Origin of the sequence: Enterobacter sp. BIDMC 30, from assembly GCF_000534355.1 — a bacterium.
GTDB classification, from domain to species: domain Bacteria; phylum Pseudomonadota; class Gammaproteobacteria; order Enterobacterales; family Enterobacteriaceae; genus Enterobacter; species Enterobacter ludwigii.
Window position 1 is genome coordinate 836,653 of the sequence record NZ_KI973169.1, and the last position, 22,190, is coordinate 858,842.

General features: G+C 54.9%; 23 protein-coding genes. 16 read left to right on the top strand and 7 right to left on the bottom strand.

Going from position 1 to position 22,190, the window contains the following annotated elements:
- The first annotated feature begins 171 nt into the window (after positions 1–171).
- The 11 genes from rimP to mtr all read left to right on the top strand — a co-directional run bounded on the left by rimP (position 172) and on the right by mtr (position 13,581).
- The gene (gene rimP / locus L466_RS18195) at positions 172–624 is read left to right on the top strand and encodes a ribosome maturation factor RimP (RefSeq protein ID WP_014833432.1); all 453 of its coding nucleotides are present in this window, start codon (positions 172–174) and stop codon (positions 622–624) included.
- 28 nt (positions 625–652) lie between these two features.
- Positions 653–2,155: a transcription termination factor NusA gene (nusA, locus tag L466_RS18190; RefSeq protein ID WP_014171785.1), complete on the top strand. Its 1,503-nt coding sequence runs from the start codon at positions 653–655 to the stop codon at positions 2,153–2,155.
- A gap of 24 nt (positions 2,156–2,179) precedes the next feature.
- Positions 2,180–4,867, top strand: a complete 2,688-nt coding sequence (infB, locus tag L466_RS18185) for a translation initiation factor IF-2 (protein WP_014171784.1) — start codon at positions 2,180–2,182, stop codon at positions 4,865–4,867.
- Positions 4,868–4,955: 88 nt separating this feature from the next.
- Positions 4,956–5,360 (top strand): 30S ribosome-binding factor RbfA, encoded by a 405-nt coding sequence (rbfA, locus tag L466_RS18180; RefSeq protein ID WP_014171783.1) that lies wholly within the window; start codon positions 4,956–4,958, stop codon positions 5,358–5,360.
- The gene (gene truB / locus L466_RS18175; protein ID WP_014171782.1) at positions 5,360–6,310 is read left to right on the top strand and encodes a tRNA pseudouridine(55) synthase TruB; all 951 of its coding nucleotides are present in this window, start codon (positions 5,360–5,362) and stop codon (positions 6,308–6,310) included. The genes rbfA and truB overlap by 1 nt, the downstream gene beginning before the upstream one ends.
- A gap of 155 nt (positions 6,311–6,465) precedes the next feature.
- Positions 6,466–6,735: a 30S ribosomal protein S15 gene (gene rpsO, locus L466_RS18170; protein WP_013098914.1), complete on the top strand. Its 270-nt coding sequence runs from the start codon at positions 6,466–6,468 to the stop codon at positions 6,733–6,735.
- Positions 6,736–6,977: 242 nt separating this feature from the next.
- Complete coding sequence (gene pnp / locus L466_RS18165) at positions 6,978–9,116, top strand: polyribonucleotide nucleotidyltransferase (RefSeq protein ID WP_014171780.1); 2,139 nt, start codon at positions 6,978–6,980, stop codon at positions 9,114–9,116.
- A gap of 108 nt (positions 9,117–9,224) precedes the next feature.
- Entirely contained in the window at positions 9,225–10,109 is an 885-nt protein-coding gene (gene nlpI / locus L466_RS18160) for a lipoprotein NlpI (protein WP_013098912.1), read from the top strand.
- Between the two features lie 107 nt (positions 10,110–10,216).
- Complete coding sequence (gene yrbN, locus L466_RS24095; RefSeq protein WP_100122156.1) at positions 10,217–10,297, top strand: protein YrbN; 81 nt, start codon at positions 10,217–10,219, stop codon at positions 10,295–10,297.
- Positions 10,290–12,194, top strand: a complete 1,905-nt coding sequence (locus tag L466_RS18155) for a DEAD/DEAH family ATP-dependent RNA helicase (protein ID WP_020883539.1) — start codon at positions 10,290–10,292, stop codon at positions 12,192–12,194. The genes yrbN and L466_RS18155 overlap by 8 nt, the downstream gene beginning before the upstream one ends.
- Before the next feature lie 142 nt (positions 12,195–12,336).
- Positions 12,337–13,581: a tryptophan permease gene (gene mtr, locus L466_RS18150; RefSeq protein ID WP_032681935.1), complete on the top strand. Its 1,245-nt coding sequence runs from the start codon at positions 12,337–12,339 to the stop codon at positions 13,579–13,581.
- 45 nt (positions 13,582–13,626) lie between these two features.
- Here the strand turns inward: mtr and L466_RS18145 are convergent, their stop codons facing one another.
- The 3 genes from L466_RS18145 to L466_RS18135 all read right to left on the bottom strand — a co-directional run bounded on the left by L466_RS18145 (position 13,627) and on the right by L466_RS18135 (position 16,605).
- Positions 13,627–14,634, bottom strand: coding sequence for a luciferase-like monooxygenase (locus tag L466_RS18145; RefSeq protein WP_032680198.1), 1,008 nt, complete (start codon positions 14,632–14,634; stop codon positions 13,627–13,629).
- Between the two features lie 89 nt (positions 14,635–14,723).
- Positions 14,724–15,602, bottom strand: a complete 879-nt coding sequence (locus L466_RS18140; protein WP_032680199.1) for a U32 family peptidase — start codon at positions 15,600–15,602, stop codon at positions 14,724–14,726.
- A 7-nt stretch (positions 15,603–15,609) separates the two neighbouring features.
- Positions 15,610–16,605 carry a ubiquinone anaerobic biosynthesis protein UbiU gene (locus tag L466_RS18135; protein ID WP_020883543.1) on the bottom strand — a complete coding sequence of 332 codons (996 nt, stop codon included), beginning with the start codon at positions 16,603–16,605 and terminating at the stop codon, positions 15,610–15,612.
- 211 nt (positions 16,606–16,816) lie between these two features.
- Between L466_RS18135 and L466_RS18130 the strand changes: the two genes are divergently transcribed.
- Both L466_RS18130 and L466_RS18125 read left to right on the top strand, forming a co-directional pair.
- Entirely contained in the window at positions 16,817–17,341 is a 525-nt protein-coding gene (locus L466_RS18130; RefSeq protein ID WP_020883544.1) for a ubiquinone anaerobic biosynthesis accessory factor UbiT, read from the top strand.
- A complete protein-coding gene (locus L466_RS18125) occupies positions 17,335–17,838 on the top strand; it encodes a GNAT family N-acetyltransferase (protein ID WP_014171770.1) in 504 nt (167 codons plus the stop codon). The genes L466_RS18130 and L466_RS18125 overlap by 7 nt, the downstream gene beginning before the upstream one ends.
- Here L466_RS18125 and L466_RS18120 read toward each other — a convergent pair.
- Positions 17,825–18,154: a GIY-YIG nuclease family protein gene (locus L466_RS18120; protein WP_014171769.1), complete on the bottom strand. Its 330-nt coding sequence runs from the start codon at positions 18,152–18,154 to the stop codon at positions 17,825–17,827. The two genes, L466_RS18125 and L466_RS18120, sit on opposite strands and share 14 nt — an antisense overlap.
- A 14-nt stretch (positions 18,155–18,168) precedes the next feature.
- Here L466_RS18120 and L466_RS18115 point away from each other — a divergent pair, with 14 nt between their 5' ends.
- Positions 18,169–18,603 carry a YhbP family protein gene (locus tag L466_RS18115; RefSeq protein ID WP_032680200.1) on the top strand — a complete coding sequence of 145 codons (435 nt, stop codon included), beginning with the start codon at positions 18,169–18,171 and terminating at the stop codon, positions 18,601–18,603.
- Here L466_RS18115 and L466_RS18110 read toward each other — a convergent pair.
- Positions 18,583–19,101 (bottom strand): type 1 glutamine amidotransferase domain-containing protein, encoded by a 519-nt coding sequence (locus L466_RS18110; RefSeq protein WP_014171767.1) that lies wholly within the window; start codon positions 19,099–19,101, stop codon positions 18,583–18,585. The genes L466_RS18115 and L466_RS18110 overlap by 21 nt on opposite strands.
- Before the next feature lie 130 nt (positions 19,102–19,231).
- On the opposite strand from L466_RS18110, the gene L466_RS18105 reads away from it, so the two are divergent.
- The gene (locus L466_RS18105; protein ID WP_025202931.1) at positions 19,232–19,876 is read left to right on the top strand and encodes an NAD(P)H-binding protein; all 645 of its coding nucleotides are present in this window, start codon (positions 19,232–19,234) and stop codon (positions 19,874–19,876) included.
- 40 nt (positions 19,877–19,916) lie between these two features.
- On the top strand, positions 19,917–20,954 hold the full coding sequence (locus L466_RS18100; protein ID WP_032680201.1) for a permease: 1,038 nt from the start codon (positions 19,917–19,919) through the stop codon (positions 20,952–20,954).
- 51 nt (positions 20,955–21,005) lie between these two features.
- On the opposite strand, the gene dolP is transcribed toward L466_RS18100, so the two are convergent.
- Complete coding sequence (dolP, locus tag L466_RS18095; protein WP_014171764.1) at positions 21,006–21,581, bottom strand: division/outer membrane stress-associated lipid-binding lipoprotein; 576 nt, start codon at positions 21,579–21,581, stop codon at positions 21,006–21,008.
- Positions 21,582–21,590: 9 nt separating this feature from the next.
- Positions 21,591–22,181, bottom strand: coding sequence for a DnaA initiator-associating protein DiaA (gene diaA, locus L466_RS23565; RefSeq protein WP_003861754.1), 591 nt, complete (start codon positions 22,179–22,181; stop codon positions 21,591–21,593).
- Positions 22,182–22,190 lie beyond the last annotated feature (9 nt).

Below are 22,190 nucleotides of genomic sequence, written 5' to 3' on the forward strand. Positions count from 1 at the left end.
GACTTAGAGCCTTCGTAGCTGGATTTGAAAAAATTCTTTCGGAGAGTGCTCCAGGCCGCAGTTGCGGCTATAGGGTTCAGTTATCTAAAGCCCCGATTTATCGGGGTTTTTTGTTATCTGACTACAGAATAACTGGGCTTTACGCCCTTTTTTTATGTCTTGGGGGTGGGCTTGTCCACATTAGAGCAAAAATTAACAGAGATGATTACTGCACCGGTCGAAGCACTGGGCTACGAACTGGTCGGCATCGAATTCGTTCGCGGCCGTACATCGACGCTGCGCATCTATATTGATAGTGAAGATGGCATCAATGTTGATGATTGTGCTGATGTTAGCCACCAGGTGAGTGCGGTTCTTGATGTTGAAGACCCGATTACCGTTGCGTACAACCTGGAAGTTTCCTCACCCGGCCTCGATCGCCCGATGTTCACGGCCGAGCACTATGTGCGCTTTACCGGTGAAGAAGTGGCTCTCGTTCTGCGTATGGCCGTACAGAACCGCCGTAAATGGCAGGGAATTATCAAAGCCGTTGATGGTGAAATGATCACGGTTACAGTCGAAGGCAAAGATGAAGTGTTCGCGCTGAGTAATATCCAGAAGGCGAACCTGGTTCCCCACTTTTAACAGTCTGGATTGAGGTGAAAAGCCCGCGATGAACAAAGAAATTTTGGCTGTTGTTGAAGCCGTCTCCAACGAGAAATCACTGCCGCGTGAGAAGATTTTCGAAGCGCTGGAAAGTGCACTGGCTACAGCAACCAAGAAAAAATACGAACAAGAGATCGATGTTCGCGTAGAAATCGATCGTAAAAGCGGTGACTTCGATACATTCCGTCGTTGGGTAATCGTTGAAGAGGTGACCCAGCCGACGAAAGAGATCACCCTGGAAGCGGCGCGTTTTGAAGACGAAAGCCTGAACGTGGGTGACTATGTTGAAGACCAGATTGAATCTGTCACCTTCGACCGTATCACCACGCAAACCGCAAAACAGGTTATCGTCCAGAAAGTCCGTGAAGCTGAGCGCGCGCTGGTTGTCGATCAGTTCCGCGATCAGGAAGGTGAGATCATTACCGGCGTGGTGAAGAAAGTAAACCGCGACAACATCTCTCTGGAAATCAAATCTGAAGGGCTGCCAGGTAACGCTGAAGCCGTTATCCTGCGTGAAGACATGCTGCCGCGTGAAAACTTCCGCCCGGGTGACCGTATTCGTGGCGTTCTGTATGCCGTACGCCCTGAAGCGCGTGGTGCACAGCTGTTTGTGACCCGTTCCAAGCCAGAGATGCTGATTGAACTGTTCCGTATCGAAGTACCGGAAATCGGCGAAGAAGTTATCGAAATTAAAGCGGCTGCCCGCGATCCGGGTTCACGCGCGAAAATCGCGGTGAAAACCAACGACAAGCGTATCGACCCGGTCGGTGCTTGCGTAGGTATGCGCGGTGCGCGTGTTCAGGCGGTTTCTACCGAACTGGGCGGCGAGCGTATCGATATCGTCCTGTGGGACGACAACCCGGCGCAATTCGTGATTAACGCAATGGCTCCGGCGGATGTGGCGTCTATCGTTGTTGACGAAGACAAACACACCATGGATATCGCTGTTGAAGCGGGCAACCTGGCGCAGGCAATCGGCCGTAACGGTCAGAACGTACGCCTGGCGTCACAGCTGAGCGGCTGGGAACTCAACGTAATGACCGTTGATGACCTGCAGGCTAAGCATCAGGCTGAAGCCCATGCGGCGATCGATACCTTCACGAAATACCTGGATATTGACGAAGATTTCGCCACTGTTCTGGTTGAAGAAGGTTTCTCTACCCTTGAAGAACTGGCCTATGTGCCAATGAAAGAGCTGCTGGAAATCGACGGTCTTGATGAAGCCACCGTTGAAGCCCTGCGTGAACGCGCTAAAAACGCACTGACCACCCTGGCACTGGCTCAGGAAGAAAGCCTTGGCGATAAGAAGCCGGCTGATGACCTGCTGAATCTGGAAGGTCTTGATCGTGCGATTGCGTTCAAGCTGGCTGCCCGTGGTGTTTGTACGCTGGAAGATCTCGCTGAGCAAGGCGTTGATGACCTGGCTGATATCGAAGGTTTAACCGACGAGAAAGCCGGCGAACTCATCATGGCCGCACGTAATATTTGCTGGTTCGGCGACGAAGCGTAATAAACTGTAGCAGGAAGGAACAGCATGACTGATGTAACTGTAAAATCGCTGGCTGCCGAGATTCAGACCTCCGTGGACCGCCTGGTACAGCAATTTGCTGATGCAGGGATCCCGAAGTCCGCTGATGACTCGGTGAACGCGCAAGAAAAACAAACCTTGTTAGCGCACCTGAACCGTGAACACGGTTCGACGCCTGACAAGCTGACGCTGCAGCGCAAAACGCGTAGCACGTTGAATATCCCTGGTACCGGTGGTAAAAGCAAATCGGTACAAATTGAAGTCCGCAAGACACGCACCTTTGTAAAACGTGATCCGCAAGAGGCAGAACGCCTTGCTGCGGAAGAGCAGGCACAGCGTGAAGCGGAAGAACAAGCTCAGCGTGAGGCAGAAGCGACTGCCAAACGTGAAGCAGAATTAAAAGCTGAACGTGAGGCCGCAGAAAAAGCGAAACGCGACGCAAGTGATAAAGTGAAGCGTGAAGCTGCGGAAAAAGACAAAGTGAGCAATCAACAGACCGACGAAATGACAAAAACCGCCCAGGCTGAAAAAGCCCGCCGTGAAAATGAAGCTGCCGAGCTGAAGCGTAAAGCGGAAGAAGAAGCCCGCCGCAAGCTTGAAGAAGAAGCTCGCCGTGTAGCTGAAGAAGCGCGCCGTATGGCTGAAGAAAACGAGAAGAACGGTGTGAACCCTGCTGAAGCGTCTGAAGACACCAGCGATTATCACGTCACTACTTCTCAGCATGCGCGCCAGGCAGAAGACGATAACGACCGTGAAGTTGAAGGTGGTCGTGGCCGTACTCGCAGCACCAAAGCTGCTCGCCCAGCCAAAAAAGGCAACAAGCACGCTGAATCTAAAGCTGACCGTGAAGAAGCACGTGCAGCGATCCGCGGTGGTAAAGGCGGCAAGCGTAAAGGTTCCGCACTGCAGCAGGGCTTCCAGAAGCCAGCTCAGGCTGTTAACCGTGACGTAGTGATTGGTGAAACCATCACCGTTGGCGATCTGGCCAACAAAATGGCGGTTAAAGGCTCTCAGGTCATCAAAGCGATGATGAAACTGGGCGCAATGGCCACCATCAACCAGGTTATCGACCAGGAAACTGCGCAACTGGTAGCCGAAGAGATGGGCCACAAAGTTATCCTGCGTCGTGAAAACGAGCTGGAAGAAGCAGTAATGAGCGACCGTGACACCGGCGCAGCGGCAGAACCGCGCGCGCCTGTAGTGACCATCATGGGTCACGTTGACCACGGTAAAACCTCTCTGCTCGACTACATTCGTTCGACGAAAGTGGCCTCCGGTGAAGCGGGTGGTATTACCCAGCACATCGGTGCGTACCACGTAGAAACCGACAACGGCATGATCACCTTCCTGGATACCCCGGGCCACGCAGCGTTTACCTCTATGCGTGCTCGTGGTGCTCAGGCAACGGATATCGTTGTACTGGTTGTTGCTGCAGACGACGGCGTGATGCCACAGACCATTGAAGCTATCCAGCACGCGAAAGCGGCGCAGGTGCCTCTGGTGGTTGCAGTGAACAAGATCGATAAGCCAGAAGCTGACATGGATCGCGTTAAAAACGAACTCTCCCAGTACGGTGTTATGCCGGAAGAGTGGGGCGGTGAAGCGCAGTTCATCCCAGTATCTGCGAAAGCCGGTACCGGTATCGACGACCTGCTGAACGCTATCCTGCTGCAGGCTGAAGTTCTGGAGCTGAAAGCGGTTCGTAAAGGTATGGCGAGCGGCGCGGTTATCGAATCCTTCCTGGATAAAGGTCGTGGTCCGGTTGCAACCGTTCTGGTTCGTGAAGGTACGCTGCATAAAGGCGATATCGTCCTGTGTGGTTTCGAATACGGTCGTGTTCGTGCGATGCGTAACGAACTGGGTCAGGAAGTTCTGGAAGCAGGTCCGTCCATTCCAGTGGAAATCCTGGGCCTGTCCGGTGTGCCGGCTGCGGGCGATGAAGTGACCGTCGTACGTGACGAGAAGAAAGCGCGCGAAGTTGCACTGTATCGTCAGGGCAAATTCCGTGAAGTTAAACTGGCTCGTCAGCAGAAATCTAAACTCGAGAACATGTTTGCGAACATGACCGAAGGCGAAGTTCACGAAGTGAACATCGTTCTGAAAGCCGACGTTCAGGGTTCCGTGGAAGCGATCTCCGACTCCTTGCTGAAACTGTCTACTGACGAAGTTAAAGTGAAGATCATCGGTTCTGGCGTAGGTGGTATCACCGAAACCGACGCCACCCTGGCTGCTGCATCCAATGCAATCCTGGTCGGCTTCAACGTACGTGCTGACGCATCTGCACGTAAAGTGATTGATGCTGAAAGTCTGGATCTGCGTTACTACTCCGTCATCTATAACCTGATCGACGAAGTGAAAGCAGCGATGAGCGGCATGCTGTCTCCAGAGCTGAAACAGCAGATCATCGGTCTGGCTGAAGTGCGTGACGTGTTCAAATCACCGAAATTTGGTGCGATCGCGGGCTGTATGGTTACCGAAGGTATCATCAAACGTCACAACCCAATCCGCGTACTGCGTGACAACGTGGTTATCTACGAAGGCGAGCTGGAATCCCTGCGCCGCTTCAAAGATGACGTTAACGAAGTCCGTAACGGCATGGAATGTGGTATCGGCGTGAAGAACTACAACGACGTTCGCGTTGGCGACATGATCGAAGTGTTCGAGATCATCGAAATTCAGCGTACGATTGCTTAATCATCGATGCAGGCCGGGTAAGCAAAGCGCCACCCGGTAATAATTTTAAAAGGGGCTTTTTGCCCCTTTTTTGTCTGGAGAATTTATTATGGCGAAAGAATTTGGTCGCCCGCAGCGCGTAGCGCAAGAAATGCAGAAAGAGATCGCCCTCATCCTGCAACGTGAAATTAAAGATCCACGCGTGGGTGTGATGACCACCGTGTCCGGCGTGGAAATGTCCCGCGACCTGGCGTATGCCAAAGTGTTCGTGACCTTCCTGAACGATCAGGACGAAGCCGCGGTAAAAAACGGCATTAAAGCGCTGCAGGAAGCCTCTGGCTACATCCGCTCTCTGCTCGGCAAAGCGATGCGTCTTCGTATCGTACCTGAGCTGACCTTCTTCTACGACAACTCTCTGGTCGAAGGTATGCGCATGTCCAACCTGGTGACCAGCGTGGTGAAACATGACGACGAACGTCGTGTTAACCCAACGGACGACAGCAAGGAGGACTAATGAGTCGTCCTCGTCGTCGCGGTCGCGACGTGCATGGTGTGCTGCTGCTGGATAAACCCCAGGGCGCTTCCAGCAACGACGTGCTGCAAAAAGTTAAGCGTATTTTTAACGCCAACCGTGCGGGCCACACGGGCGCGCTCGATCCGCTGGCGACCGGCATGTTGCCGATCTGCCTGGGGGAAGCGACAAAGTTTTCCCAGTACCTACTGGACTCCGATAAGCGCTATCGGGTCATCGCCCGACTAGGCCAGCGCACGGACACCTCCGATGCCGATGGTCAGGTGGTAGAAGAGCGTCCGGTGACCTTCAGCGCGGAGCAACTTGATGCCGCGCTGGAAAGTTTCCGTGGCGACACGCTGCAGGTACCATCAATGTATTCGGCGCTGAAGTACCAGGGTAAAAAACTGTACGAATATGCACGCCAGGGCATTGACGTTCCTCGCGAACCCCGTCCGATTACCGTGTACGAACTGCTCTTTATTCGTCACGAAGGCGATGAGCTGGAGCTGGAAGTTCACTGTTCGAAAGGCACCTATATTCGTACCATCATTGACGACCTGGGTGAAAAGCTGGGTTGCGGTGCGCACGTGATTTACCTGCGTCGCCTGGCTGTCAGCACGTACCCGGTTGAGCGAATGGTGACCCTTGAACATCTGCGCGAGTTGGTTGAGCAGGCGGAAGCGCAGGAGATTGCGCCTGCCGATTTGCTCGATCCGCTGCTAATGCCAATGGACAGCCCGGCGGCCGATTTCCCGGTTGTTAATCTTCCTTTAACATCCTCCGTTTACTTTAAGAACGGAAACCCGGTTCGTACCACCAGTGCTCCTTCTGAAGGCCTGGTACGCGTGACCGAGGGGGATGAAGGTAAGTTTATAGGCATGGGTGAAATGGATGGCGAAGGGCGCGTCGCGCCGCGTCGCCTGGTCGTTGAGTATCCGGTTGAAGCCTGATAGCGATAACGGCTCGCCTTGCGATAAGCAGGTGAGACGAGTAGAATATCGCGGCTTAACGTTCGGCAAATTGTTTAACATATTGCGGGACGTATACTGGGATTGCTGAATTAGAGATCGGCATCCTTACATTCTTTATATTCTGGAGTTTGAAAATGTCTCTAAGCGTTGAAGCTAAAGCTAAAATCGTTTCTGAGTTTGGTCGTGGTACTAACGACAGCGGTTCTACCGAAGTTCAGGTTGCACTGCTGACTGCACAGATTAACCACCTGCAGGGTCACTTTGCAGAGCACAAAAAAGATCACCACAGCCGTCGTGGTCTGCTGCGTATGGTTTCTCAGCGTCGTAAACTGCTCGACTACCTGAAACGTAAAGATGTTGCACGTTACTCCGCGCTGATCGAGCGTCTGGGTCTGCGTCGCTAAGTCTTGCGAGTTTCAGAAAAGGGGGCCTGATGGCCCCTTTTTTCAACCAGACGGCAGCAATTCACTGGAAACTATTGTATTGTTGCTATAAATGATCTTCATTGCAGAGGTTCGCGCGGCTAATGAGAGGCTTCACCCATGGGGGTGTTGGTTGTCATTAGTCGCGAGGATGCGAAGAAGGTCGGGTTAAATCGTCAGCACACCGGTGGTGTGCTGTCATACATTTAAGAAAGGACAGAACTTTGCTGAATCCGATCGTTCGTAAATTCCAGTATGGTCAACACACCGTCACGCTGGAAACCGGCATGATGGCACGTCAGGCTACTGCTGCCGTTATGGTAAGCATGGATGACACTGCGGTATTCGTAACCGTAGTTGGCCAGAAAAAAGCAAAACCAGGTCAGGACTTCTTCCCACTGACCGTTAACTACCAGGAGCGTACCTACGCTGCCGGTAAAATTCCGGGTGGCTTCTTCCGTCGTGAAGGCCGTCCAAGCGAAGGCGAAACCCTGATTGCGCGTCTGATTGACCGCCCGGTTCGTCCGCTGTTCCCGGAAGGCTTCGTGAACGAAGTGCAGGTTATCGCGACCGTTGTTTCCGTTAACCCACAGGTTAACCCGGATATCGTTGCGATGATCGGTGCTTCCGCGGCCCTGTCACTGTCTGGTATTCCATTCAATGGCCCAATTGGTGCTGCACGCGTTGGTTACATCAACGACCAGTACGTGCTGAACCCAACGCAGGAAGAGCTGAAAGAAAGTAAGCTGGACCTGGTTGTTGCTGGTACTGAAGCGGCTGTGCTGATGGTTGAATCCGAAGCTGAACTGCTGAGCGAAGACCAGATGCTGGGCGCGGTGGTCTTTGGCCACGATCAGCAGCAGATCGTTATTCAGAACATCAACGATCTGGTTAAAGAAGCGGGCAAACCACGTTGGGACTGGCAGCCTGAAGCCGTCAACGACGCGCTGAATGCACGCGTTGCTGCGCTGGCTGAATCTCGTCTGAGCGATGCTTATCGCATCACCGACAAACAGGAGCGTTATGCTCAGGTTGACGTGATCAAAGACGAAACTATCGCAACGCTGATTGCTGAAGACGAAACGCTGGATGCTAACGAGCTGAGCGAAATTCTGCACGCTATCGAGAAAAACGTGGTTCGTAGCCGCGTCCTGGCGGGTGAGCCGCGTATCGATGGCCGCGAAAAAGACATGATTCGTGGTCTGGACGTGCGTACTGGCGTTCTGCCACGTACTCACGGTTCTGCACTGTTCACCCGTGGCGAAACGCAGGCGCTGGTTACCGCGACCCTGGGGACAGCACGTGACGCGCAGAACATCGACGAACTGATGGGCGAGCGTACTGACAGCTTCCTGTTCCACTACAACTTCCCTCCATACTCCGTAGGTGAAACCGGTATGGTGGGTTCACCTAAGCGTCGTGAAATTGGTCACGGTCGTCTGGCGAAGCGTGGTGTGCTGGCAGTGATGCCGGATGCTGACAAATTCCCGTACACCGTTCGTGTGGTTTCTGAAATCACCGAATCTAACGGTTCTTCTTCCATGGCTTCCGTGTGTGGCGCATCTCTGGCGCTGATGGATGCAGGCGTGCCAATCAAAGCCGCCGTTGCGGGTATCGCAATGGGCCTGGTGAAAGAAGGCGAGAACTTTGTTGTTCTGTCTGACATTCTGGGCGACGAAGACCACCTGGGCGATATGGACTTCAAAGTTGCGGGTTCCCGCGACGGTATCTCTGCGCTGCAGATGGATATCAAAATTGAAGGTATCACCAAAGAGATCATGCAGGTTGCGCTGAACCAGGCTAAAGGTGCTCGTCTGCACATCCTGGGCGTGATGGAACAGGCGATCAACGCGCCACGTGGCGACATTTCTCAGTTCGCTCCGCGTATCCACACCATCAAGATCAATCCAGACAAGATCAAAGATGTTATCGGTAAGGGCGGTTCCGTTATCCGTGCTCTGACCGAAGAGACTGGCACCACTATCGAAATCGAAGATGACGGTACGGTGAAAATTGCAGCGACCGACGGCGAGAAAGCGAAATTCGCTATTCGTCGCATCGAAGAAATTACTGCAGAAATCGAAGTGGGCCGTATCTACAATGGTAAAGTGACCCGTATCGTTGACTTTGGCGCGTTTGTTGCCATCGGTGGCGGTAAAGAAGGTCTGGTTCACATCTCTCAAATCGCTGACAAGCGCGTTGAGAAAGTGACCGATTACCTGCAGATGGGTCAGGAAGTCCCGGTTAAAGTTCTGGAAGTTGACCGCCAGGGCCGTATCCGTCTGAGCATTAAAGAAGCAACCGAGCAGTCTCAGCCGGCTGCTGCGCCAGAAGCATCGGCAGCAGAACAGCAAGGCGAGTAAGTTGCATTTGCCCTCCGCTTCGGCGGAGGGCCTATTATCAGGCAGGACGCCTTGTTAAGCCGCCGGGGGACAGGACGTTCATCCAATAGTTGTCTTCGGGAGTGGGAAATGAAGCCTTTTTTGCGCTGGTGTTTCGTTGCGACAGCTTTAACGCTGGCAGGATGCAGCAACTCTGCCTGGCGTAAGAGCGAAGTCCTCGCAGTGCCATTGCAACCGACTTTGCAGCAGGAAGTGATTCTGGCACGCATGGAACAAATTCTTGCCAGTCGGGCTTTAACCGATGACGAACGCGCACAGCTTTTATATGAGCGCGGAGTGTTGTATGATAGTCTCGGTCTGAGGGCATTAGCGCGGAATGATTTCTCACAAGCGCTGGCAATCCGACCTGATATGCCTGAAGTATTCAATTACTTAGGCATTTATTTAACGCAGGCAGGCAATTTTGATGCTGCCTATGAAGCGTTTGATTCTGTACTTGAGCTTGATCCAACTTACAACTACGCGCACTTGAATCGCGGTATCGCCCTGTATTACGGCGGTCGTGATAAGTTAGCGCAAGATGATCTGCTGGCGTTTTATCAAGACGATCCTAATGATCCTTTCCGCAGTCTGTGGTTATACATCGTTGAGCAGAAGCTCGATGAGAAGCAGGCAAAAGAAGCACTGAAACAGCGCTTCGATAAATCGGACAAGGAACAGTGGGGATGGAACATTGTCGAGTTCTACCTGGGCAACATTAGCGAAGCAACGCTGATGGAACGCCTCAAGGCGGACGCAACGGATAACACCTCGCTCGCTGAGCATCTCAGTGAAACCAACTTCTATTTAGGTAAGTACTACCTAAGTCTGGGGGATAAGGACAGCGCTACGGCACTGTTCAAATTAGCGGTTGCTAACAACGTACACAACTTCGTTGAGCACCGTTATGCATTGTTGGAATTATCGCTCTTGGGCCAGGAGCAAGACGACCTGGCAGAATCGGACCAGCAATAGCTGACGACATAAACATCAGCCCGTAATCTTTTGATTGCCATCACCTTAACTGGTGAGGGCGTTGTTGTTCGTCAATACATCTACTTTGAGCCGGTTCACACTTTTCAATGAAAATTGCTAATCATTTTCACGATGAGCTAAGTAGACTGGCCGCCATTGACATTGAGGCACTCGTACTACATGGCTGAATTCGAAACCACTTTTGCAGATCTGGGCCTGAAGGCTCCTATCCTTGAAGCCCTTACCGATCTGGGTTACGAAAAACCATCTCCGATCCAGGCAGAATGTATCCCACATCTGTTGTCTGGTCGTGACGTGCTGGGCATGGCCCAGACTGGTAGCGGCAAAACCGCAGCGTTCTCGCTGCCGCTGCTGCATAACATCGATCCGGAACTGCGTGCACCGCAGATCCTCGTCCTGGCTCCAACCCGTGAACTGGCTGTTCAGGTTGCAGAAGCTATGACTGATTTCTCTAAACATATGCGCGGCGTAAACGTGGTGGCCCTGTACGGTGGCCAGCGTTATGACGTGCAGTTACGTGCCCTGCGCCAGGGTCCACAGATTGTTGTCGGTACGCCGGGCCGTCTGCTGGATCACCTGAAGCGCGGTACCCTTGACCTCTCTAAACTGAGCGGTCTGGTACTGGATGAAGCAGATGAAATGCTGCGTATGGGCTTCATCGAAGACGTAGAAACGATTATGGCGCAGATCCCGGAAGGTCATCAGACCGCTCTGTTCTCTGCAACCATGCCAGAAGCGATTCGTCGCATTACCCGCCGCTTCATGAAAGAGCCGCAGGAAGTGCGCATTCAGTCCAGCGTGACCACTCGCCCGGACATCAGCCAGAGCTACTGGTCTGTATACGGTATGCGTAAAAACGAAGCGCTGGTTCGTTTCCTGGAAGCGGAAGATTTTGATGCGGCGATTATCTTCGTTCGTACCAAAAACGCGACCCTGGAAGTGGCTGAAGCGCTGGAGCGTAGCGGCTACAACAGCGCAGCGCTGAACGGTGACATGAACCAGGCTCTGCGTGAGCAGACGCTGGAGCGCCTGAAAGACGGTCGTCTGGATATCCTGATTGCAACCGACGTGGCAGCACGTGGTCTGGACGTTGAGCGTATCAGCCTGGTTGTGAACTACGATATTCCAATGGACTCCGAGTCCTACGTTCACCGTATCGGTCGTACCGGTCGTGCGGGTCGTGCAGGTCGTGCTCTGCTGTTCGTTGAGAACCGCGAGCGTCGTCTGCTGCGTAACATTGAACGCACCATGAAGCTGACCATTCCAGAAGCGGAACTGCCAAATGCAGAACTGCTGGGCAAACGCCGTCTGGAAAAATTCGCCGCGAAAGTACAGCAGCAGCTGGAAAGCAGCGACCTGGACCAGTATCGTGCGCTGCTGGCACAGATTCAGCCTACCGCTGAAGGCGAAGAGCTGGATATGGAAACGCTGGCCGCAGCACTGCTGAAAATGGCACAGGGCGAACGTACCCTGATCGTGCCACCAGATGCACCGATGCGTCCTAAGCGTGAGTTCCGTGACCGTGACGAGCGTTTCGAACGTCGTGGCGACCGTAACGATCGTGGTCCACGTGCTGACCGTCCAGAGCGCAGTGGCGAAGAGCGTCCACGTCGTGAGCGTCGTGACGCTGGCGAAATGGAACTGTACCGCATTGAAGTGGGCCGTGATGATGGTGTTGAAGTTCGTCATATCGTTGGCGCGATCGCTAACGAAGGCGACATCAGCAGCCGTTACATCGGTAACATCAAGCTGTTCGCATCTCACTCTACTATCGAGCTGCCAAAAGGCATGCCGGGCGAAGTACTGCAGCACTTTACTCGCACCCGCATCCTGAACAAGCCGATGAACATGCAGCTGATGGGTGATGCCCAGCCACGTACTGACCGTGGTGGCGAACGTCGTGGCGGTGGTCGTGGTTTCGGTGGCGAACGTCGTGAAGGCGGTCGTAGCGAAGGCAACCGCGCTGGCGCAGGCGAAGGTCGTCGTTTCTCTGGCGAGCGTCGCGAAAGCCGCGGCCCACGTCGTGAAGAAGGTACCGCTCGTCGTCGTTTCGGTGACGCGTAAGCCTTTCGTTTCTGACGTAAAGTAATCTATACAGCCCCGATAAACACTGTCGGGGCTTTTTTTATTTCTTTTGTACTCTTGTACTGGTACAGTGCTGCGCATTAACATGCATAACCGCATTATTGACTGGAGAAAAGGCTGTATGGCGATACTTACCACCACCCAAACGTCACCTTCGCTGCTTGGCGGCGTGGTGATCATCGGCGGAACCATCATTGGTGCCGGGATGTTCTCCCTGCCTGTGGTTATGTCCGGTGCGTGGTTCTTCTGGTCGCTGGCGGCACTGGTGTTTACCTGGTTCTGTATGCTTCATTCCGGGCTGATGATCCTCGAAGCCAACCTGAACTACCGCATTGGCTCCAGCTTCGACACCATCACTAAAGACCTGTTAGGCAAAGGCTGGAACCTGGTAAACGGCCTCTCCATTGCCTTTGTGCTCTACATCCTGACTTACGCGTACATCTCAGCGAGTGGCTCCATTCTGCATCACACATTCTCGGAGTTGTCGCTGAACGTGCCGGCAAGAGTGGCGGGCTTGTGCTTCGCGCTTGGCGTCGCGTTTATCGTCTGGATGAGCACCAAAGCGGTGAGCCGCATGACGGCGATTGTGCTGGGCGCGAAGGTGATCACCTTTTTCCTGACCTTCGGCAGCCTGCTTGGGCACGTTACGCCGGCCACGCTGTTCAACGTGGCGGAGACGAATACCGCTTACACGCCGTACCTGCTGATGACCCTGCCGTTCTGTCTCGCATCGTTTGGTTACCACGGTAATGTGCCGAGCCTGATGAAGTATTACGGTAAAGATCCCCGCACGATTGTGAAGTGCCTGATCTACGGCACGCTGCTGGCGCTGGCGCTGTACGTGATTTGGCTGCTGGGGACGATGGGCAATATCCCGCGTCCTGAATTTATCGGCATTGCGCAGAAGGGCGGTAACATTGATGTGCTGGTACAGGCGTTGAGCGGCGTACTGAACAGCCGCAGTCTGGATCTGTTGCTGGTGGTGTTCTCTAACTTTGCCGTCGCGAGCTCTTTCCTCGGCGTGACACTGGGCCTGTTTGACTACCTGGCCGATCTGTTTGGTTTTGATGATTCCGCTATGGGGCGCTTTAAAACCGCGCTGCTGACTTTCCTGCCACCGATTGTTGGCGGTCTGCTGTGGCCGAATGGTTTCCTCTATGCCATCGGCTATGCCGGGCTGGCGGCGACCATCTGGGCGGCGATTGTGCCTGCGCTGCTGGCACGCAAATCACGTAAACGCTTCGGCAGCCCGAAATTCCGCGTCTGGGGCGGAAAGCCGATGATTGCGCTGATTCTGGTGTTCGGTATTGGCAACGCGCTGGTGCATGTCCTGTCGAGTTTTAACCTGCTGCCGGTGTATCAGTAACACCACCTGTCACCCTCTCCCGACGGGAGAGGGTGACAAACCGCGCTAACCTGACACTTCCTCTTTCACCTGCATCGCCAGGTCAAACGAATGCAAGCGTGCCTGATGATCGAAAATCTGGCCGTTAACCATAATTTCATCCGCCTGCGTCTCACGCAGCACCGCCTCCAGCCCGTGACGCACTTTTGCCTTATCCCCCACCAGCGACATGCTCAACGCCTGCTGAACGCCATACTGTTCGGATGCCGACCACAGCTGATGCATATTCTCCACCGGCGGCGGCAGTTGGCCGGTCTCACCGCGACGCAGCTTCACAAAAGCCTGTTGCATGGAGGTGAACAGGAATTCCGCATCGCGATTGCTGTCGGCGGCAACGATGTTAATGCACACCATCGCATACGGTTTTTCCAGACGCTCTGAAGGTTTGAAGTTTGTGCGATAGAGGTGAAGCGCCTGATGGAGCATATCTGGCGCGAAGTGTGAGGCAAAGGCGAACGGCAGCCCCAGCTGCGCGGCAAGCTGCGCGCTGTACAGGCTTGAACCCAGCAGCCACACCGGGATCTTCTCACCGTAGCCTGGCACCGGGCGCACGTGCGGGTTAGGGTCACGCGCGTCAAACCAGTCCACCAGTTCAGCCACATCGCGCGGGAAGTTATCGATGTCGCCGCTCATATGGCGACGCAGGGCGCGCATGGTCGGCTGGTCGCTGCCCGGCGCACGGCCAAGACCCAGGTCGATACGGCCAGGATAGAGGGTATTCAGCGTACCAAACTGCTCGGCAATCACTAGCGGGGCGTGGTTCGGCAGCATCACGCCACCGGAGCCAAGGTGCAGCGTGGTGGTGTTCGCCGCCAGGTAACTAATCAGCACGGAGGTCGCCGCACTGGCGATACCAACCATATTGTGGTGCTCAGCCAGCCAGTAACGGTGATAACCGCGTTTTTCTGCCAGGCGAGCGAGATCGAGAGAGTGGGTAAAGGCTTCTCGTGCTGAGGAGCCTTGAGGGATCGGCGCCAGATCCAGCACCGAAAACGGAATGGTTTTATCAGTCATAACAGCTCACTTTGTCGACGGTGAATCTTTTAATAGTGCATTAAAATTTAATAACCGTTGTTAACAAAGTGAGCTTTTACATTTCTTCTTCAGCCCTGTAGCACCAGCCCGGGGAGGCGTTTCCAGTAGCCGTTACAGTCGCTGTTAGCGGTTAACGGCAGCGGAGCGTCACCGTTTTCATTGGCGCGGAAGGCATCCAGCATGGCGAATACGCCCGTATCCATCGGTGACAGGCGCACCATGTCGACCAGACCGTTCATCGACGCCAGTTCATTGCCGAGGTTATACACATAGCCGCTCATGGTCTGAATACCGTTCAGGACGAACACCTGCTGATTTTCCTGCGACAGCATGCTGCGCCCGTTCGGGTACTTGATGCAGCAGGTTTCACACTCGTCTTTCGGACGGTCTTCAGAGCGGGCGGTGAAGCAGCGGGCAGAATAGGCCAGCGGCAGATGACCATAGCTCAGTACTTCCACCTCAAACTGATTGCGAATGCCCAGCGTTTCGCACTGGTTGAGCAGGTTAGCCAGCCAGTCGCGCGAGAGTTCGACCGGCATGCACCAGCGCGTCATCCCCTGTTTAAGCAGCAGGCGCAGCGTCACGGCGTTATAGCAGTTCAGCGCATGGCCTGCGACAAACGGCAGCCTGCGTTCGGCGCACATGTTCACTACGCCCAGATCGCTGGCTTCCAGCAGGAATTCACCGTTCTCTACGTAGCGTTTGAGTTCACCCAGTTCGGAGGAGGCCTGGACGAGGGCGAGCGTTGAGAGCACCACCTGTTTACCGCTTCCGGCGAGGCTTTTCGCCATATCCAGCCAGTCGCCCACTTTGGTGGCGCGGCGCTTGCTGCATACCGCTTCCCCGAGGTAAATCACATCTGCGCTGCTGGTCGCGGCCTGGTGGTAAAAATCTTCCAGCGTCTCTTTTGGCCAGTAGTAGAGCACCGGCCCTAATGAATATTTCATGATTATCTCACTGCCATTTACGGTGATACGCGCCAAGCGTGGTTTGTGTACCCTCGGACATCGCACCGAGTGTCTCCATCCACGCCGGTTGCGGTGCGTAGTTCTGCGGGTCTGCCATGCAGCGATCGATAGCCTGGCGCCAGACTTTCGCCACCTGGCTTACGTACGCCGGGCTGCGCTGGCGGCCCTCAATTTTCACCGAGGCGATATTGGCGGCCAGCAGTTCTGGCAGCAGTTCCAGCGTATTAAGGCTGGTTGGCTCTTCCAGCGCGTGGTAACGCTCGCCGTCTACCAGATAGCGGCCTTTGCACAGCGTCGGGTAACCGGCATTTTCGCCATCCTGATAGCGGTCAATCAGCACGTCGTTCAGGCGCGATTCCAGCCCCTGCGGCGTCTGTTGCCAGCGAACAAAGCGGGCGGGTGAGCAGGCCCCAACGGTATTGGGGGATTCGCCGGTTAAATAGGAGGAGAGATAGCAACGGCCTTCGGCCATGATACACAGGCTGCCAAAGGCAAAAACTTCCAGTGGTACTGGCGTGACGCGCGCGAGTTGCTTAACCTGATGAATAGAGAGCACGCGTGGCAGCACCACGCGGGCAACATCAAAGTGACGATGATAAAAACGCACCGCCTCTTCGTTAGTGGCAGATGCCTGAACGGAGACGTGACGCTCAATATGGGGATAGCGTTCTGCCGCATACTCAAGCATAGCGAGGTCGGCGAGGATCAGCGCATCGGCGCCCAGCTGTGCTGCCATATCCACCGCGCGTTGCCAACGGGCGTAGCCATCAGGATGGGCGAAGGTATTGATGGCGATATGCAGTTTGCGGCGGTGCTGGTGGACGAAGGTAACGGCTTCCTGAAGCTTTTTCTCCGTAAAGTTGAGGCCAGCAAAATGGCGGGCGTTGGTATCATCTTTCAGCCCGATATAGACCGCATCGGCCCCATTTTCGATGGCCGCCTTAAGCGCCGGAAGATTTCCGGCTGGGCAGAGCAGCTCCATAATTTATCCTGATGTAGTCGATCGCAAATTTGTTAACGAGCTGGGATTTTAATTAACCCATACGCGACAATTTTTGATTTAAGGCAGCTAATGGCGTATTGATGGCACCAATAATGAGGTACACCTGACGACAGTTTGTTGATTTACGCCGCTATGTTGTGCTTCGGATATGGCAAAATAGCAGGACTATAGCTATCAGGGAGTAAAGCTCGTGCTGGATAAACTGCGTTCACGTCTCGTACAATTTGGTCCATCAATGCTGAGCGTGCCGGTAAAACTGGCCCCGTTCGCGCTTAAACGCCAGGTGCTGGAGCAGGTGCTGAGCTGGCAATTCCGCCAGGCACTGCAGGACGGTGAGCTGGCGTTCCTGGAAGGGCGCTGGTTAAGCATTGACGTCCACGATATCGGGCTGCGCTGGTTTACCTCTGTTGAGAATGACCAACTGATCGTCCGTGAGTCCGCCGACGCGGATGTGAGCTTTAGCGCCAGCGCCAGCGATCTGCTGATGATCGCCGCGCGTAAGCAGGATCCGGACACACTCTTCTTCCAGCGCCGACTGGTTATCGAAGGCGATACGGAACTTGGTCTGTACGTGAAGAATTTAATGGATGCCATTGAGCTGGAGCAGATGCCGAAAGCGCTGCGTGTGATGTTGATGCAAATGGCAGATTTCGTTGAGGCGGGGCTGAAAACCCCGCCGGAAAGTAAACACACTTCAGTAGGTGAGCCATGCTGATTCGAGTCGAAATTGGGATTGATGCACCGGGTATCGATGCGTTGTTACGCCGCTCTTTTGCGCGGGATGACGAAGCGCAACTGGTCCACGATCTCCGCGAAGACGGCCTGATTACGCTGGGGCTGGTTGCCACCGATGACGAAGGTCAGGTGGTGGGCTATGTTGCCTTCAGCCCGGTTACCGTTCAGGGCGAAGAGCTACAGTGGGTAGGAATGGCACCGCTGGCGGTTGATGAGCACTACCGCGGCCAGGGGCTGGCGCGCCAGCTGGTTTACGAAGGACTGGACTCGCTCAACGAATTTGGCTATGCCGCCGTGGTGACGCTGGGAGATGCTACGTTCTATGGCCGTTTAGGCTTCGAACCGGCAGCGCATTACGATCTCCGCTGCCGCTGGCCGGGAACGGAATCCGCCTTCCAGGTGCACCGTCTGGCGGATGACGCGTTTAACGGCGTGAACGGTCTGGTTGAGTACCACGACCATTTCAATCGCTTTTAATCAGGCTCTCGCGAAGCGCCTCAAAGGAGCCGTCTCCGGTGACGAGGCGCTCTTTCTGACGCTTCGTCAGTTGCTTAATGCGGTATTCCATTCTGAGCGCCAGCGACCTGTCGCCAACGGGCGCTGAAAAGGCGAGCTGTAATTCCCCTTTCCCCCGCAGCGCTTTGGCACCTTTCCCCGTTTGATGTTGCAGAAAACGCCGCGCCACATCGGTAGTGATCCCGGTGTACAGGGCGTTGTCGGCGGTACGAACAAGATAGAGAAACCAGCACACGGTAAACAGATTCAGTATGTTAAGGTGAACGCACCTTAGCATGAGAGAGAGCGAAAATGGAAACTCTGACCACCATTAACCGCTGGCTGGCAAAACAGCATGTCGTCACCTGGTGCGTGTATGACGAAGGTGAAATGTGGTGTGCAAACGCGTTTTATTATTACGATCCCGAGCGTGTCGCCTTTTATGTCCTGAGCGAGGATAAAACCCGTCATGCGCAAATGTCGGGTTCGCAGACGAAGGTGGCGGGCACGGTGAACGGCCAGCCTAAAACGGTCGCGCTGATTCGTGGCCTGCAGTTTAAAGGGGAGATCCGCCGTCTGGACGGAGAAGAGAGCGACGCGCAGCGAAAACGCTACACGCGCCGCTTTCCGGTTGCCATTGCGCTAAAAGCTCCGGTGTGGGAAATCCGCCTTGATGAGCTGAAATTTACCGACAACACCCTGGGCTTTGGCACAAAGCTTCACTGGCTACGCGCCGAGCAGGCGTAGCGCTTCACGGTTAAACGCGGGCAGATCGTCCGGGGTCCTGCTGGTGATCAGCTGGTCTTTGTCGTTCACAACCTCCTGATCGTAAAACTCAGCCCCCGCATTTTTCAGATCGATAACGATCGGTTTTACGGCCGTGAGTTTACGCCCGCGCACGACATCTGCGCTGATGAGCAGTTGCGGACCGTGGCAGATGGCAAAGACCGGTTTGCCCGTCGAGACAAAGTCTCGCGTGAAGGTCACGAACCGTTCATCCCCACGCAGGGAATCCGGTGAATGACCGCCGGGTAACAGCAGGGCATCGAAATCTGACGGGCTGACGTTATCGATGGTTTCATCGATGGTCACGCTGGCTTCGCCCTTATGGCCTTTCACCGTTTTACCCGCCTCTTTCTCAATGGTGATGACCTCATGTCCTGCCTTGCGAAATGCCTCGGCTGGCGAGGTGAATTCTGAATCTTCAAACTCGTCGGTGATCAAGACTGCGATTTTCTTGCCCATGCTTCCTCCGTTGTTTTGGCTTCAGACAGATTTTTCTCCGCTTGTGGTAAATACTTACCTGTAACAGACTTCTAAGTGTGGTCGACGACGCTGAGTTCGCAAACGGACAATTCTGTAAAGGGGAGATGAAATGAGTCAGGTACTGATTACCGGCGCGACCGGGCTGGTGGGCGGGCATCTGCTGCGGCTGCTGCTTCAGGAGCACCGGGTTAACTATATTGCCGCCCCGACGCGTCGGCCTCTCGCGGATATCTCCGGCGTCTTTAACCCCCACGACCCGCAGCTTACCGATGCACTGGCGCAGGTGCAGGATCCTGTGGATATCGCCTTTTGCTGCCTCGGTACAACGCTGCGTGAAGCGGGCAGTAAAGAGGCGTTTGTGCATGCGGACTACACGCTGGTGGTCGATACGGCGCTGACGGCTAAAAAGCTGGGGGCAACACATTTTGTGGTGGTCAGTTCGCTCGGTGCCAATGCCGGGTCACCTTTTTTCTACAACAAGGTGAAGGGCAAAATGGAAGAGGCGCTGATTGCCCAGAAGTGGGAGCAACTGACCATTGTTCGCCCCTCCATGCTGCTCGGGCACCGGGATGAACGCCGTTTTAACGAATCGTTTTTCGCGCCTCTGTTCCGCATCCTGCCGGGTAACTGGAAATCCATTGAGGCAGCGGACGTGGCGCGTGCGATGCTAAAAGAAGGGCTCTCGCCATCGCAGGAGGGCGTGAATATCATCCCGTCGGCAAAACTGCGTGAAATCGCACAGGGCGAGGCGTAAACTCCCCCGGCTAATAACCTACTACTCTCCGGGGAATGCTATGACTGGTCAGTCTTCATCTCAGGCGGCTTCACCTGTTCAATGGTGGAAGCCCGCGCTCTTCTTTCTCGTGGTCATCATCGGCCTCTGGTATGTGAAATGGCAGCCGTACTACGGTAAAGCCTTTACGGCCGCCGAAACGCACAGTATCGGAAAATCTATTCTCGCTCAGGCTGATTCCAGCCCGCTTCAGGCGGCGTGGGATTACGCCATGGTCTATTTCCTTGCCGTCTGGAAAGCCGCGGTACTGGGCGTCCTGCTGGGCTCGCTGATTCAGGTGCTTATCCCGCGTCACTGGCTGGTGAAAACCCTCGGTCAGCCCCGCTTTCAGGGTACGCTGCTGGGGACGATTTTCTCCCTGCCGGGCATGATGTGCTCGTGCTGTGCAGCGCCTGTGGCCGCCGGGATGCGTCGTCAGCGCGTCTCGATGGGCGGTGCGCTTGCTTTCTGGATGGGGAACCCGTTGTTAAACCCGGCGACGCTGGTGTTTATGGGCTTTGTGCTGGGCTGGCATTTCGCCTTTATTCGTCTGGTGGCCGGGCTGCTGACGGTGCTGGTCGTGGCGACACTGGTGCAACATCTGGTGAAAGACAAAACCGTAGCGCCTGCGTCAGTTGACGTGGATATCAGTGAACCGCAGGGCGGCTTCTTCGCGCGCTGGGGCAGGGCGCTGTGGCAACTTTTCTGGAGCACCATCCCGGTCTATATCCTGGCGGTTCTGGTGCTGGGCGCGGCGCGCGTCTGGCTGTTCCCGCATGCGGACGGGGCTATCGACAACACGCTGCTGTGGGTCGTTGCAATGGCGGTTGCCGGTTGCCTGTTCGTGATCCCAACGGCCGCTGAAATTCCCATTGTTCAGACCATGATGCTGGCCGGGATGGGCACCGCGCCTGCACTGGCGCTGCTCATTACCCTGCCTGCAATCAGCCTGCCGTCGCTTGTCATGTTGCGTAAGTCATTCCCGGCGAAAGCGCTGTGGCTGACCGCGGGGCTGGTGGCACTGAGCGGAGTGATGGTAGGAAGTATTGCACTGGTATAAAAAAAGCCCGGTAGCGTTACTGCTTACCGGGCTTTCTGTCAGACGTTCTGGTTACTTGATGTAGGTGAAGGCGGTGGTGACGTGTTTCACGCCGCTCACCCGGCTGGCGATATCGGCCGCCGCTTTCCCTTCACGGTCGGTGACCAGACCCAGCAGGAACACTTCGCCGTTTTCCGTTGTCACTTTCACGTTTGAGGATTTCACCTGGTCCGAGCCCAGCAGCTGGGAGCGTACTTTGGTGGTGATCCAGGTATCAGACGACGCGGTACCCAGGCTGATTGGCTGCCCCTGACGGATTTCATTGAAGACTTCCGTGGTGCCCTCAACGCCCATTGCGATCTGTTTTGCGCGGCTGGAGAGTTCGGTATTCGGCGACTGGCCCGTCAGCAACACTTTGCCCTGATAGGCCGTGACGTTGATACGCGCTTCTTTCTTGATTTGTTCGTCTTTCGACAGCGCACTGTTGACGCGCAACTCCAGCGTACCGTCATCGACCTGTGTCCCTACGGAACGCGGGTCGGTTGCCGCTTTAGTACCAACCGCGGCGGTACCCACGACAGCCGCAGCGATACATCCCTGAAGCAGTAATGCAGACATAAGGACTGCGAGGGTCGATAAAGCCTTCATAAGAACTCCTTAATCATCCTGGTGAGGGAAAAGCGTGTTATCGATCAAATCGCATAAGCAGTTCACCGTGAGCATATGCATCTCCTGAATGCGCGCGCTACGGTGAGAGGGAATGCGGATTTCCACATCCTGCGGCCCAAGCAAACCCGCCAGCTCACCACCGTCATAGCCTGTTAAGGCAACGATAGTCATATCGCGGGTGACGGCGGCTTCAACGGCTTTGACAATGTCCCGGCTGTTGCCGCGCGTGGAGATTGCCAGCAGAACATCTCCGGCATGACCCAGGGCTCGCACCTGCTTTGCGTAAATCTCATCATGCAGACGATCGTTAGCAATCGCTGTTAAGACCACATTATCGGTATTAAGTGCAATGGCGGGTAAACTCGGTCGTTCTGTTTCAAAACGATTGATCATGCTGGCAGCAAAATGCTGTGCGTTGGCGGCTGAAGTGCCATTGCCACAACAGAGGATTTTGTTGCCGTTGAGCAGGGATTGCACCAGCGTCATGGCGGCACGAGAGATAGCGTCCGGAAGGGCTTCCGCCGCTGCAATCTGAGTCTGGATGCTTTCAGTGAAGCACACTTTAATTCTTTCGAGCACGTTATCCCT